The 13,104-nt window shown below is 55.8% G+C and carries 13 protein-coding genes; 11 read left to right on the top strand and 2 right to left on the bottom strand.

Annotated features, from left to right (window positions below; translation table 11 throughout):
- The first annotated feature begins 148 nt into the window (after positions 1–148).
- Both WCT94_RS12135 and WCT94_RS12130 read left to right on the top strand, forming a co-directional pair.
- Positions 149–1,078 carry a zinc dependent phospholipase C family protein gene (locus tag WCT94_RS12135; protein ID WP_336869757.1) on the top strand — a complete coding sequence of 310 codons (930 nt, stop codon included), beginning with the start codon at positions 149–151 and terminating at the stop codon, positions 1,076–1,078.
- On the top strand, positions 1,075–1,479 hold the full coding sequence (locus tag WCT94_RS12130; protein WP_039556020.1) for a hypothetical protein: 405 nt from the start codon (positions 1,075–1,077) through the stop codon (positions 1,477–1,479). The genes WCT94_RS12135 and WCT94_RS12130 overlap by 4 nt, the downstream gene beginning before the upstream one ends.
- A gap of 213 nt (positions 1,480–1,692) precedes the next feature.
- On the opposite strand, the gene WCT94_RS12125 is transcribed toward WCT94_RS12130, so the two are convergent.
- A complete protein-coding gene (locus WCT94_RS12125; RefSeq protein ID WP_336869756.1) occupies positions 1,693–2,694 on the bottom strand; it encodes a LysR family transcriptional regulator in 1,002 nt (333 codons plus the stop codon).
- Between the two features lie 59 nt (positions 2,695–2,753).
- Between WCT94_RS12125 and WCT94_RS12120 the strand changes: the two genes are divergently transcribed.
- Positions 2,754–4,304 carry an MFS transporter gene (locus WCT94_RS12120; RefSeq protein WP_336869755.1) on the top strand — a complete coding sequence of 517 codons (1,551 nt, stop codon included), beginning with the start codon at positions 2,754–2,756 and terminating at the stop codon, positions 4,302–4,304.
- Between the two features lie 124 nt (positions 4,305–4,428).
- On the opposite strand, the gene WCT94_RS12115 is transcribed toward WCT94_RS12120, so the two are convergent.
- Positions 4,429–4,770, bottom strand: a complete 342-nt coding sequence (locus WCT94_RS12115) for a GlpM family protein (protein WP_010284221.1) — start codon at positions 4,768–4,770, stop codon at positions 4,429–4,431.
- A 208-nt stretch (positions 4,771–4,978) separates the two neighbouring features.
- Between WCT94_RS12115 and WCT94_RS12110 the strand changes: the two genes are divergently transcribed.
- Genes WCT94_RS12110 through WCT94_RS12075 form a run of 8 tightly spaced genes read left to right on the top strand, consistent with a single transcriptional unit; the run spans position 4,979 to position 13,104 of the window.
- Positions 4,979–5,986, top strand: a complete 1,008-nt coding sequence (locus WCT94_RS12110) for a 3-oxoacyl-[acyl-carrier-protein] synthase III C-terminal domain-containing protein (protein ID WP_336869754.1) — start codon at positions 4,979–4,981, stop codon at positions 5,984–5,986.
- A complete protein-coding gene (locus WCT94_RS12105) occupies positions 5,983–7,011 on the top strand; it encodes an NAD-dependent epimerase/dehydratase family protein (RefSeq protein WP_336869753.1) in 1,029 nt (342 codons plus the stop codon). Before WCT94_RS12110 ends, WCT94_RS12105 begins: the two co-directional genes overlap by 4 nt.
- Entirely contained in the window at positions 7,004–7,810 is an 807-nt protein-coding gene (locus WCT94_RS12100) for an MBL fold metallo-hydrolase (RefSeq protein ID WP_336869752.1), read from the top strand. The genes WCT94_RS12105 and WCT94_RS12100 overlap by 8 nt, the downstream gene beginning before the upstream one ends.
- Complete coding sequence (locus WCT94_RS12095; protein WP_336869751.1) at positions 7,807–9,093, top strand: F390 synthetase-related protein; 1,287 nt, start codon at positions 7,807–7,809, stop codon at positions 9,091–9,093. Before WCT94_RS12100 ends, WCT94_RS12095 begins: the two co-directional genes overlap by 4 nt.
- Positions 9,093–9,746: a phosphatase PAP2 family protein gene (locus WCT94_RS12090; RefSeq protein WP_336869750.1), complete on the top strand. Its 654-nt coding sequence runs from the start codon at positions 9,093–9,095 to the stop codon at positions 9,744–9,746. The genes WCT94_RS12095 and WCT94_RS12090 overlap by 1 nt, the downstream gene beginning before the upstream one ends.
- Positions 9,747–9,750: 4 nt before the next feature.
- Complete coding sequence (locus tag WCT94_RS12085) at positions 9,751–10,875, top strand: sterol desaturase family protein (protein ID WP_336869749.1); 1,125 nt, start codon at positions 9,751–9,753, stop codon at positions 10,873–10,875.
- Positions 10,868–12,007 carry an acyl-CoA desaturase gene (locus WCT94_RS12080; RefSeq protein ID WP_336869748.1) on the top strand — a complete coding sequence of 380 codons (1,140 nt, stop codon included), beginning with the start codon at positions 10,868–10,870 and terminating at the stop codon, positions 12,005–12,007. The genes WCT94_RS12085 and WCT94_RS12080 overlap by 8 nt, the downstream gene beginning before the upstream one ends.
- On the top strand, positions 12,004–13,104 hold the full coding sequence (locus WCT94_RS12075; protein WP_336869747.1) for an acyl-CoA desaturase: 1,101 nt from the start codon (positions 12,004–12,006) through the stop codon (positions 13,102–13,104). The genes WCT94_RS12080 and WCT94_RS12075 overlap by 4 nt, the downstream gene beginning before the upstream one ends.

Below are 13,104 nucleotides of genomic sequence, written 5' to 3'. Positions count from 1 at the left end.
TCTATCAAATTGTTATCATGCTTTTTATTGAGCCTGCATGAATCACTTGTCAGGCCGACTGTGTTCAACGGCACAACGCTTATTTCCTTCATGTTTTCGTAAGTGACTTATTAATAATACTGTTATTACTACGCTAAAGGTGAACTTCATGGCTGGAGCATATGCACATCTCGCCGTTGTTAATATTGCGAGTGAAATAGGGCGGTTGGAAGAAGAGAAAGTACCTCAGAGCGGTATCCTCGCAGTAAAAAAATATCTTCGTTTCTGTGAATTAGGTTCCGTTAGTCCCGATTACCCTTATTTGGCTATAACCGATTCTGGTGCCGCAAAATGGGCCGATAATATGCACTATGAAAAGACGGGAGATGTGGTTCAGTCTCTTGCTAAAGGTGTTATGGGGCTACAGGGGGCGGAGAAACAAAAGGTGCTAGCGTGGCTGTTGGGCTATGTCGCCCATGTGGTGACTGACATGACGATTCATCCCATTGTGGAAAAGATTGTTGGTCCTTATGCCCAGAATAAACGTGCACATCGTGTCTGTGAGATGAATCAGGATGCTTATATTTTTCCCCGACTGAATTTGGGTGAAGTGGGGCTTTCTGAACATCTTAATTCTGGGATTCGAGGGTGTTCGCAGGATGGGCATCTCGACGCAGCGATAAAGGGGCTATGGGAATCCGCTTTGCAGCAAACTTACGCTCAGGAGTTTTCTAAAAATAAGCCTGATATTGATAAATGGAACGATCAGTTCTTGTTTGTGGTCGACAATATCGCTGAAGAAGGCAATAAATTGATGCCATTGGCGCGTCATGTTGCGGTGGGTCTTGGTTTAACCTATCCCGCTGTCGCGAAATTGGATCAACGGTTCCTGGTAAATATTGCCACACCGGAGGGCGCGAAAAACTATGATGATGTTTTTGATCTCGCGGTAACGCATGTCGTCGAAGCATGGCGTTTAGTTGCTGCATCAGTTGAAAAGTCTGATGTAGACGCATTGTCATTCTTTGGCCATTGGAACCTTGATACGGGGCGAGATGTGAACACGGGTAAATTGATTTATTGGAAGGAGGTTGCATGAAATATATCGCATTGATGAGCGCCTTATTTCTAGCTGGATGCTGCTCTTTTAGCTCGGCGAATCAACAAGAAACGATGTATCCGCTGTCATCTGCCCTAACAAAATTAAGCGCATCCGTTGAAGCAGAAACACGCTATGGCAATCCTGATTCCGCGACGGACAACACACTTCTGGTTGCTGCAACGGCTCATGATCCTGCGCTTCTGGCTCCTTTTAAGGACTATAAAATGAAGGCAAAGTCTGTAGAAGGGCACTCACTGATATTGGTGTGTAGCGCAGATGGTCGTCAGGCATTATTAGAAGATGCAGGATGTACCGCAAAAATGGATAAGCACCACTGGCAGGAAAAAGCCAATCCGGGCTGTAACTACACTATCGATATGGCGCAAGTATGCCGCTAATTTTGAGCGCGATGGGCCTGAGACGATAACAATGTCAGCACATTGAACCCGGATGCGCCGGGTTCTTTCTTTATTGCGCGAGTGATAGCGCATATCGGAAATTTTTTGCTTCAGTGTGACTCCAGCCCGGTAGCAGGCTGAATAGCTGGAACTGGACAAATCGGGCCGCCTTGCCGCTGCGTGCGGGTGGTGTGTTTGGGGGGCCAGATAGCCTCAGTCAGCTGATTTGTGGTTCAGCCATGGCGTTGCGTTAAGCTCCGATGCAATCCAATCGCCAAACGCCCGTGTCTTAGCAGGAACTAATCGTGCGGATGGATGCACCAGATAGATCGTCTCGCTGTTCTCCACGGGATGGTCGGGCAGCACTGGCACCAGCCGACCGCTGCACAGTTCCGGGCCAGCCAGCCAGTCGGACACCATCGCAATGCCGACACCGGAAACGGCGGCTTGTACGAGGCTTTGCGCATCGTCCGTGACCAGCGGGCCCGTGATCCGAATCGCTGCCGTTTTGTCACCATCGCGCAGGTGCCAAAGAGGATGCGAAGCCAGACGAGAGAATCCCAGGCAAGCGTGCTGGCCAAGATCGGCTGGCCGGGAAGGCATGCCGCGTGCTTGCAAATACGCGGGCGATGCGCAGAGCAGACGCCGAGATGGTGCGAGCCGACGTGCTACCAGCCTGCTGTCGGCCAAGGTTCCGATGCGGATGGCCACATCGAAATGCTCTGCCACCAAGTCGACATAGCGATCCTCGAAAGCGGTTTCCACGACCAGATTAGGATAGGCCGCCAGAAACGCCGGAAGAATCGGTGCGATCCACATTCGGCCGAAAGTTGCAGGCAAGGCGATGCGCAGCGTGCCGCGCACGCTGGTCGCTGCAGCGGTGGTGTCCTGCTCGATCTCCTGCAAAACATGCAGGGCGCCACGCATGCGCTGGTGGAAGGCTTCACCCGCTTCCGTCAATGCCAGCCGCCGCGTGGTGCGCTCCATGAGTCGTACTCCCAGACGCTTTTCCAGTGCCGTGACGCGCCGTGAGAGAATGGATCCATCGCGTCCTAACGCCTGACCCGCGGCGGTGAATCCGCCATGTTCGACGGCGGCCAGGAAAGCCGTGATCTGTTCGAATTCGGTGCCGTTCATCTCTGCATTATTTGCATCATTCATTTTCGATAAAGCCATATTATTAATTCTTAGTGAATTAATTAACCTATAGAACAATCGTCAAGCCCTCGGCTTTATGCGCATCCGGCGCGGACGGAGGGCGCATCGGAGTTGTTATGGAGAAGACACGTTCGGCGGTCGCGGTTGACGACCGATACAAGGTACTTGCGGCGATCTGCGTCTCCGCGATCATCATCCCTTTGGTCTTCACTGGCCCGGCGATTTCTACGCCAGCGGTCGGGCGCGATCTGGGTGGCGACCAGTCCACCTTGAGCTGGATCGTCAACGCCTACGCTATCGCATTCGGCGGTTGCGTCATGGCAGCGGGTGCCATCGGCGACCAGATCGGCCGCAAGCGATGCTTCGTCGTGGGACTCTGGATCTTCGTCATCACGTCGTTACTGATCGGCCTGACCCCTAACTTGCTGCTGCTCAACCTGCTGCGCGCCGCCGAAGGCGTCGGCGGTGCTCTGGTGCTGACTTCGGCCACCTCGTTGCTGGCACAGGAGTTCGAGGGCGCAGAACGTACGCAGGCTTTCAGCTTTCTTGGCACCGCATTTGGCGTCGGTCTTGCGTTCGGGCCAATGGCCTCGGGATTCCTGATCGAGCATTTGGGCTGGCGTTCGCTCTACTTCGCCATCGCGTTGATTGCGGTCTTGATCCTGCTTTTGGGTACACGGCGGATCAGGGAGTCCCGTGACCCGGAGGCGCAAGGTATTGACTGGCTGGGCACCGTACTGTTCACGGCCGCGCTGGTGTCGTTGACGTTTGGCATCGTGCGGGGGCCGCAAGATGGCTGGGTGAGCCTGCGCGTGTTGTTGCTGCTGGGTAGTGCTGTCCTGCTGCTGGGTGTCTTCGTCACCGTGGAACTGCGGCGTCCGCATCCCATGCTGGACCTGTCCCTTTTCCGCTATCCGCGCTTCATTGGGGTGCAACTGCTGCCAGTGGCAACGGGTTTCAGCTTCATCGCCCTGATCGTTTATGTGCCGATCTGGTTCATCGCCATCCAGGGGCGTGATGCGTTCACGGCTGGCCTGGCGATCCTACCGCTAACCGCGCCGATGCTGGTGGTGCCGTTGCTGGCTGGACGGATGGCCCAACGCGTCTCGCCCGGCCTACTGTCGGGGATCGGCTTCCTTCTCTCCGCGCTCGGTGCTTGGCTGTTGATGCGCTTGTCGCCTGATGGAAGCCTGTGGTCAATGGCGATTCCCATGCTGCTGGTCGGCATCGGCAATGGCCTGCCGTGGGGGTTAATGGATGCTTTATCGGTGAGCGTGGTTCCCAAGGCGCGCGCAGGGATGGCCGCCGGCATCTTCACCACTATGCGCGTAGCAGGAGAAGCCATCGCCATTGCGGCCATCGGTGCCGTATTGGTTGGTTTAACGGCGGAGAATTTGCGTACGGCAGCAGAGGTAGGGGCGATGTCGCTGCCGGAAGGTGCTACCGCGATCGCCAGCCAGATCGGAGCCAGCGGCGGGCACGGTACTTCTATCGGTAGCGGCGGCGCGATGGACGGGGCTGTCATTGAACTGGCTCATCGCGCCTACACATCAGCTTTCCAAAGCATCTTTGGCGTGCTGGCCGTACTCTCGATCCTGACTGCCGTAGTCTGCATTGTGACACTACGACAGTCAGCCGATAGGCAAGATACAGACCTGGAGTCTTGAGCTGCTCAGTTCAGGAACCACTCAGCTACCACAGGAAGCCGTTTCATATAGCTGTCCGGCCATCAGGCTGTTTTCGCTTATCGCCTGATGCCGGCCCTTCTTTGCCTGCTCGCTGTTGTTACACTTAATTCCCCTGATACCACGTCCAGATTTTGACCAGCAGTGCCGCTGATACACTCCAACACACGACTGCCGCGAGCAGCGCCTGTGGCAATTTCATCCACGCGGTAAAGTAATAAAGTGAGATGAGATAAACCAGATAAGGAATAACGGACCAGATGCCAAACAGGATGGTGGCGCGTAGCGCCTCCAGCCCGCGCTCGGTGCCAACGATATAATGGGCAATCAGCGCGAATGTGGGAAATAGCGGCACCAACCCGGCAATATAATAGTTTCGACTTTTCGCCAGTACGCTGATGAGCAATACGATCAACGCGCCAATAACCGATTTGATAAACAATGACATAAGTATAACTTCTGGCTTAATTAAGCATCGTGAATGCACAGAGAATAGCGAAAAAGTATCGGGATGGAACAGTACTACCGCACAGCTTAAGATTTCAATTCGCGGTGATTTCGTTATTCTTAGCAGCAGAATGAATAAATACTACGCACGATAGCCTTATCGTACGCAGGTAAAACGATAATAAATCTGGAAAGGATTGATATTGAAGATGCAACGCCACGCATTCACTAAGGGATTGGTTCCGCTAAAGATTATTTCTACCGGCAGTGCGCTTCCTGCGCAGCGGGTGACCTCGGCTGAATTAGATGTGCGGCTCAATAAACCTGCTGGTTATGTCGAAAATCGTTCCGGTATTCTCTATCGCCACCATGCGGACAATCATGCCAGCCAGGCCGAGCTCGGTGTCGCGGCATTAAATGATGCGCTGACGCGTGGCGTTATTTCTCCGGCTTCCATTGACCTGCTGCTGTTTGCTTCTGCGATTCCCATTCAGGCGCTGCCTTATAGCGCCAGCCATGTATTAAAAGCGTCGTCTTTGCCGAAAGGGACAGCCTGTTTTGATATTAACAGCAGCTGCGTCAGCTTTATTTCCGCGCTTCAGGTGGCGGCTGGTCTGTTAAATACCGGCGCTTATCGACGCATTGCCATTGTGTCTACCGAACTCGCGTCGCGCGGTATTGATTGGGATGACGAAGAATCGTCGCTGATTTTTGGTGATGGCGCGGCGTGCGCGATTGTCGAACGCGGTGATGGTCGCAGCGGTATTGCGGCGTGTTTGCTGGAAACGTATCCGAAGGGCAATGAACTGTGTCAGATCCGCGCAGGCGGCACCTTGCGTAACCCGCGTGCAGGGATGGAACTGCATGATTTTCTGTTCCATATGCAGGGAAAACGGCTGTTCAGGCAGGCTTCTGCGCTGATTGAGGGCTATCTGCAACGGCTGCTGGAGGCGAGTGGTTTCACGCTTGAGCAGATGGCGGCGGTGGTTCCGCATCAGGCCAGCCACCTGTCACTGGAACACATGCGTAAGCGGCTGGCGATCCCGACGGAAAGACTGATTGATATTTACCGCTATCACGGTAATCAGGTGGCAGCCTCAATTCCAACGGCGCTGCATCATGCCATCGTGACGCAACGCCTGCCTGAGGGTGAACCCGCGATGCTGGTCGGTACGGCCGCCGGGTTGACGCTGGGCGGGATGGTTCTGATCCCATGAGAGTCTTCGTCACGGGTGCAACCAGCGGACTGGGGCGTAACGCGGTGGACTGGCTGCTTCGTGCTGGGCATCAGGTGCTGGCGTGCGGGCGCGATCGCACGGTAGGCCAACAGCTTGAAGCTCAGGGCGCACAGTTCATCGGTATCGATTTGGTGGAAACCTCGGTAGACCTGTTTCGATCGCTGATGGCGGGCTGTGACGTGGTCTGGCACTGTGCTGCGAAATCATCACCGTGGGGGCAATATCGCGATTTTTATCAGAATAATACCGAGGTGACGGCACGCCTGGCCGACGCCGCTGGGCAGTTGGGTATCCCGCGTTTTGTGCACATCTCCACGCCCGCGATTTACTTCGATTACCAGCACCACCTGAATATTGATGAAAGCTACCGCGCGGCGCGTTTTGCCAATCACTATGCGCAGACCAAATTTCTGGCGGAAGAGCGACTTCAGGCGCTGACGTCGCGCTACCCGCAAACCACCTACGTGATTCTGCGCCCGCGCGGTCTGTTTGGCCCGCATGACCGCGTGATTCTGCCGCGAGTGCTGGAGCAGATCGCGGTGGGTGGCGGCGTGCTGCGGCTCCCGCGCGGTGGTGAGGCGCTGCTGGATCTCACGTTTGTCGGCAACGTTGTGGAAGCGATGGCGCTTGCCAGCGAGCGAGCGGGGTTAGTGTCTGGTTCGGTGTACAACATCACCAATCATGAGCCCGCACGCCTTGTCGATATGCTGGAGCAACTGTTGGCAGGGCAATTGGGGATGCATTATCGCGTCAACGCGGTGCCGTATCCGCTGTTGCACACGGTGGCAGGTGGTATGGAGCTGTTCTCGTGGTTTAGCCGGAAGGAGCCGCTGCTAACGCGCTACAGTGCGGGAGCGGTGAATTTTGATATGACGCTCAGCGCGGAGAAAACCAAACAAGAACTGGGGTATCAGCCACGTTTCTCCCTTCAGCAGGGCATTGAGCTGACCGGCGACTGGTTCAGGGCGCATCTTGCACAGCGGAGCACGGACCGACATGGCTAAGATTTCAACGTTTGAAGTCGGGTACTGCCTGCATCCGGGTTGTATGGCGCTGCGTGGCGCAGGATGGAAAGTGTGTCGTTTTCCGGCACGCGTCTGGATGCTGGAGAGTCAGGGCAAGCGCTGGCTGTGGGACACCGGCTATGCCCAGCATTTTACCGATGCCACGCGATCCGGCCTGTTCCAGCTGTACCGCAGGATGACGCCAGTGCATTTTGAGACGAAAGACGCACTGATTCACCAGCTACATGGGCAGGGGATTCAGCCTGCGGACATCGACGGCCTGATTATTTCCCATTTTCATGGCGACCATATTGCAGGGCTGCGGGATTTCCCCGACGTGCCGTTTATCTGCTCGGGGCTGGGATGGCAGCAGACGCGGAATCTGCGCGGTTTCGCCGCTCTGAAACGGGCGTTTGTGCCTGCCTTGATCCCTGAGCATTTCGAGCAAGAACTTCAGTTTGTCGAAAACTTCCCGCTTACCGATCTGCCAGCCGAGCTGGCACCGTTTACACAAGGCTATGCGCTGCCGGGTAGCGATAAAGAGATCGTGCTGGTGCCGCTGCCCGGTCATGCCGCCGGACACCTCGGTGCGTTTGTGCTGACTGAAAACGGCTGGGTGCTGCTGGCAAGCGATGCCGCCTGGTCGCCGCACAGCTATCGCGAAGGTCGCAGGCCGTCGCGTTTGGCGAATCTGGTGATGGACGATCCACAAGCCTATTACCACACGCTGGATCAGCTACATCAGTTGCACCTGAACGGACAGGTTGAGATTCGGCTGTGCCATGAGGGCGACCTATGATTCCGCTGATGACCCTCTGGCACTATTTCCGTGCCAGACGCCTCACCTTTGCTACTCGTCAGGGGCTTGAACACCATCAACAGTGCCAGCTTGCTCGCTTTGCACGGCGGGTGCTGGCGCGTAGTCCCTATTTCCGTCCGTACTGCCAGCTTCCGATTACCTCCTGGCCGATGATGGATAAAGCCGTGATGATGGCCGAATTCGATCGGATGAACACCGCGGGGCTTAAGCGGGATGAACTGCTCGCCTGCGCGCGCCGCAGTGAGGAGGATCGTGATTTCACGCCGAATGTGAACGGGTTCAGCGTCGGGCTGTCGTCCGGCACCTCTGGGCAGCGTGGGCTGTTTGTCGTTAGCCCACGCGAACAGCAGGTGTGGGCGGGGGGCATGTTGGCGAAAATGCTGCCGGACGGCTTACGTGCTGGTGAGCGGGTAGCGCTGTTCCTGCGGGCGGATAACAATCTGTACCACAGTGTGGATAACCGCTGGCTCAGCCTGTCGTTTTACGATCTGTTTGCGCCGTTTTCCGAACATGTTTCGCGGCTGGAAGCGTGGTCGCCGTCGATTATCGTTGCTCCTGCACAGGTGCTGCGCGAGTTGGCGCTGGCGGTGCAGCGCGGTGAACTGTGCCTGTCTGTCAAAAAGGTGATTTCCGTGGCCGAGGTGCTGGAACCGCAGGATAAACAATTGCTCCGGCAGGTTTTCGGGCAGGTGGGGGAAGTGTATCAGGCGACGGAAGGCTTTCTGGCATCGACCTGTGAACACGGTACGCTGCATCTCAACGAGGAATTTGTGCACATTGAGCCGCAGTGGCTGGATGACGAACGCTTTACGCCCATCATTACCGATTTCACCCGCAGCACGCAGCCGATTGTGCGCTATCGGCTGGACGATGTATTGGTGAAGCAAAAAACACCCTGTGCGTGTGGCCGGGTGACGATGGCGATTGCCCGCATCGAAGGGCGCAGCGATGACTGCCTGCGACTGCCGGATAGTCACGGTGAGCCTCAGACCGTGTTTGCGGATCTCTGTAGCCGGATTATTGCCAATGCGCTGCCGCTGCATGCCGACTATCGGCTGGTGCAGCAGGGGGAAACGACGCTGCGTTTGTCCGCCGCGTGCAGCCTGCCGGAGCTGGAGGCCTGTCGGGACAGTCTGGTGCAGCAGTTTGCGTTGCAGGGCATTGAGACGTCGCGGCTGCGGTGGCAGTTAATCGCCGGTGAGATTGCGCCAGCATTGACGCAAAAGCGCAGACGGATTACGCGCCTGAAGGAGGACGTATAATGCGACTTCCTCAAAGCACGCTGCGATTACGGCTGAAAGCGCTGCTCTTCGGCTGGGGATCGGTCGGCGTGGTGTATCAACTGAGCGCACAGTTTCAGGGGCAGGGAACGGTGCTGCCGACGTCATTCATTGATGAATGGATTCCCTTTAGCCCCTCGGCTATCTGGCTGTATCTCTCCTTTTTCATCATCGTGCCGCTGTCTTATTTATCCTGCCCGATAGCACGTCTGGCGGGGTTACGCCGGGCAACGCAGCTCACTGCGTTAATCGCGGGCGCGGTGTACCTGATTTTCCCGACCACGATGGTTTATCCTCAGGCTGTCGGGGACGATTTTTCCACTCGTTTGCTACAGCTTTTGCAGCGTATCGACTCACCGCAGAATTGTTTGCCGTCGCTGCATATTGCGCTAACGGTGCTGGCGGTATGGGCGATGAGCGATGGCCAGCAGAAGGTGAAAACCGGTTTGTATCTGCTGTGGGGGATGGCGATTGCCTTTTCCATCCTGCAATTACGTCGGCATCTGTTCATCGATCTGGTGACCGGGGCGATGCTGGCGGGCATGACCGGATGGGTTTTTCTGCGTAGCCGGGAGGCGGTGACGGCGGTTTCCCCGCGAGCGCCGTTGCCTAACGATAAGCGCCATCAGGAATGAAATCATGATTGATTTAGCATTACCTATCGTCTTCATGCTGGTGGTGGTGATGGGTGAAGCGCTGGTTCTACAGTGGATGCAGCGTGAGAAAGTGAACTGGCATGACGTGGTGTTCAACCTGAATTCCGGGCACATCATGCTGTGGCTCTTTCGCAGCGTGGAGATTTTTTGCTATGGCTATGTCGCGGCGCATTTCAGTTTGGGCTGGGTGGAAACCTGGCCGCCGGTGCTGATGTGGCTGTTCGCGCTACTCGCCTGGGATTTCGGCTTTTATTGGCTACATCGCCTGCACCATACCTTTGGCGTGCTGTGGGCGGTACATGTGGTGCACCACCAGGGCGAACATTTCAATCTGTCGCTGGGCGTGCGTAATTCCTGGTATTCCTCGCTGACCTCGATTCCGTTCTTCCTGATTCTGGCGCTGCTTGGTGTGCCGCTGTACGTGTTTATCACCGTCTCCATCCTGCATTACAGCGTTCAGCTCTTCAACCATAACGCCATGACGCCCAAACTGGGCTGGCTGGAAAAGGTGCTGGTGACGCCAGCACACCATCGCGTCCACCACGTGAACGATCGCGCTTATGCCGACAAGAACTTCGGCGGCACCTTTATTTTTTGGGACAAACTGTTCGGCAGCTTTTGCCCACAGTTGCCCGACACGCCTTTTCGCTACGGCGCAGGCAAAGACAGGCCATCGAACAATCCGTTTTGGGCCAGTAACCTGCCTTTTATGCAGTACCTGAAGCTGTCGGTGCGCCGTACGCGTCGTGCAACGTTTCACTGTACGCCAATGGCGTTGCTTACCGGTGCGATGCTGCTGTTTGCGCTGGTCGTCGGTTATGTCTACCTGTATGGCTACGGTTATGAGTCCGCTAATCTGCCGCAGGTGGCACTTTTCCTGCTGCTGGTGAGCGGGGCGGTTGCGTTGGGTGGGATTTCCGAAGGGCGGCGCTGGGGCATTTACGTTTGGTTATTCGTCGTGTTGCTCTTCCCTGCGGTGTTTCTTGTCTATCTGGGCTGGGAAGCGCTTTACTGGAAGATCGCGATGCTGATGCTGGCGCTGCACGGGCTGGCGATGGCGTTCGGCTGGGGTCGACATCCCCTGACTGGAGAGCATGAAAATGGCTAATGTGCTTCCCGCCAGGCCGTATCCCGCACAGGGTGAACAGGCTTTTCATCGGGCGTTACAGCGCGAAACGTCGGCCTACCTGCGCGCTAATCACGATCATCGCTTTGCCGATAGCGGTCAGTTCGTGAAGGCCGGATTACTCTTTTTAGGCTGCATCGCCTGTTATTCCCTGAGCTTGATACAGCAGACGGCATGGGCATTCTTCCTGAGCTATTTTTCTTTCATCATGATGTCGATGGTATTGAATATCATCGTGAATCATGACGCTTCCCATAATACGTTTTTCCGTAATCGAACGCTCAACCGCATCGTCGGGCGGATCGTGACGCTGCCGTTAGGCATCGATCCTGACTACTGGCGGTTGCGTCATGTGGACTTCCACCATATTTACCCGAATGTGGAGCATTACGATCTGGATACGGAAGAGAATGGGATTTTTCGTCAAACGCCTTTCCAGCGCCACCGTGCCTACATGCGCTATCAGCACCTTTACTGGCCGCTGGTGGCCTCCCTGTCGCTCCCCTATATCGCCTGGGTTTTTGACTGGGCCGATCGGTTGGGCAAAACCCCCGTTAACGCCCGTTCCATGCAGTCAGGCTACCGTGGGTGGATGATGTTTATCGGCAGTAAAGTCGGTCATATCGTGCTGCTATTGGTGATTCCCCTCGTGGTGGGGGCTGCACAGGGCATTAGCCCAAGCATCGTACTGTTAAGTTATTTGCTGGGCCAGATGTTGGCCTCGTTGCTGGTGGTCTTTTTACTGCTGGGGTCACACTGGGCGGAAACGGAATTTTATGCCGTGACCGATACGGAGGCCATGCCCCTGGGTTGGTATCAGCACAACTTTGCCACCGCCTGCGACTGGCTGCCGACGCCGCGCTGGCTTGCGCACTGGACGGGAGGGCTGCACTTACACCTGACGCATCATCTTTTTCCGGGGTGGCACCATCGTCATTACCCTGCACTCGCTGCTATTTTACGGCGCCTTGCCGCCGAGCATGGTATGGACTATCGCTGCATTACCTACCGCGAGCTATTGGCAAGCCAGCGTCGGTTTTTAAAATCGATGGGGGAAGGTCGCGATCAACGCACAGCGCAACGTGCCGTGGAAGAGGGAAGGGAGGAAGAATGACGCTCGCATCGCTAAAGCCGCTCCGCTATGAACAAGGTCGCGATCTGGCGTTGCATCGGGCGCTGATGAAGGCGGCGAATGACTATCTGGCAGAAACGGGCGATCACCGTTTTGCCAACGCCGGATTTATCGGCAAGATGCTGTTTCTGGTGGCGCTGTGTCTGACGTTTTATGGCTTCAGCCTCCGGCAGACGACGCTGTGGGGTTTTGCGGGTTGCTACTTTGGCTTTATTTTTACCGCCATGTTTCTGGCGGTGAACGTGGTGCATGACGCCTCGCATAACGTCTTTTTCCGGCAGCCGTGGGCGAATCGCCTGCTCAATATCGTGGTGAGTATTCCGCTCGGTATGGATTCCGACTGCTGGCGAGTGAGGCATGTGATTTTCCATCATGCACACGTGAATGTGCAGCACTACGATCTCGATATCGAAGAGAACGGTGTCTTGCGGCAATCGCCCTACCATCGGTTTCGCTTTTTTATGCGCGCCCAGCGCTATTACTGGCCGCTGGTAGCATCGCTGACCTTCCCCTGCATCATCTGGTTTTTTGACTGGATCGATCGCGCGGGGAAAACGCAGGTAACGCGCAATATGACGCTTCAGGGCGTGAAGGGCTGGGGCATTTTCCTGCTTTCAAAAGCACTGCATGCCCTGCTGGCGCTGGCGATCCCTTACTGGCTGTTGTCGCCGACTATCATTAGCGTCGGCTCGCTGCTGCTGGTGTATCTGCTGAGCCAGATGCTGTCGTCGCTGATTTTTGTTGTCCTGATTCTGGGGTCGCACTGGGCAAAAGGCACGTTCTATCAGGCACCGGAAGATGGGTTATTCCGGCATGGTCGCTATCAGCACACCTTTTCTACCACGGTGGATTGGTCTACCCGTCCCACCTGGCTTGGCTATTGGTTAGGGCAGCTCAATATGCACCTGACCCACCATATTTTCCCCAACTGGAATCATCGGCACTATCCCGCGCTATCCAAAATTATTGCGGACGTTGCCCCGCGTTACGGCATTGATTATCAATGCATTACGTTGAAGGCGATTTTGGTTGAGCAGCAGCGTTTTCTTAAAAAGATGGGAAAGGGCAGCGAAAAATAA

The sequence above is a fragment of the Pectobacterium sp. 1950-15 genome (assembly GCF_037136835.1).
Lineage (GTDB): Bacteria > Pseudomonadota > Gammaproteobacteria > Enterobacterales > Enterobacteriaceae > Pectobacterium.
This window is presented reverse-complemented; position numbering and strand designations above follow the sequence as displayed.

Bases quoted from the DNA above. Each gene is read 5' to 3' on its own strand.
- WCT94_RS12135 (WP_336869757.1), top strand. From the start codon at position 149: ATGGCTGGAGCATATGCACATCTCGCCGTTGTTAATATTGCGAGTGAA.
- WCT94_RS12130 (WP_039556020.1), top strand. From the start codon at position 1,075: ATGAAATATATCGCATTGATGAGCGCCTTATTTCTAGCTGGATGCTGC.
- WCT94_RS12120 (WP_336869755.1), top strand. From the start codon at position 2,754: ATGGAGAAGACACGTTCGGCGGTCGCGGTTGACGACCGATACAAGGTA.
- WCT94_RS12115 (WP_010284221.1), bottom strand. From the start codon at position 4,770: ATGTCATTGTTTATCAAATCGGTTATTGGCGCGTTGATCGTATTGCTC.
- WCT94_RS12110 (WP_336869754.1), top strand. From the start codon at position 4,979: ATGCAACGCCACGCATTCACTAAGGGATTGGTTCCGCTAAAGATTATT.
- WCT94_RS12105 (WP_336869753.1), top strand. From the start codon at position 5,983: ATGAGAGTCTTCGTCACGGGTGCAACCAGCGGACTGGGGCGTAACGCG.
- WCT94_RS12100 (WP_336869752.1), top strand. From the start codon at position 7,004: ATGGCTAAGATTTCAACGTTTGAAGTCGGGTACTGCCTGCATCCGGGT.
- WCT94_RS12095 (WP_336869751.1), top strand. From the start codon at position 7,807: ATGATTCCGCTGATGACCCTCTGGCACTATTTCCGTGCCAGACGCCTC.
- WCT94_RS12090 (WP_336869750.1), top strand. From the start codon at position 9,093: ATGCGACTTCCTCAAAGCACGCTGCGATTACGGCTGAAAGCGCTGCTC.
- WCT94_RS12085 (WP_336869749.1), top strand. From the start codon at position 9,751: ATGATTGATTTAGCATTACCTATCGTCTTCATGCTGGTGGTGGTGATG.
- WCT94_RS12080 (WP_336869748.1), top strand. From the start codon at position 10,868: ATGGCTAATGTGCTTCCCGCCAGGCCGTATCCCGCACAGGGTGAACAG.
- WCT94_RS12075 (WP_336869747.1), top strand. From the start codon at position 12,004: ATGACGCTCGCATCGCTAAAGCCGCTCCGCTATGAACAAGGTCGCGAT.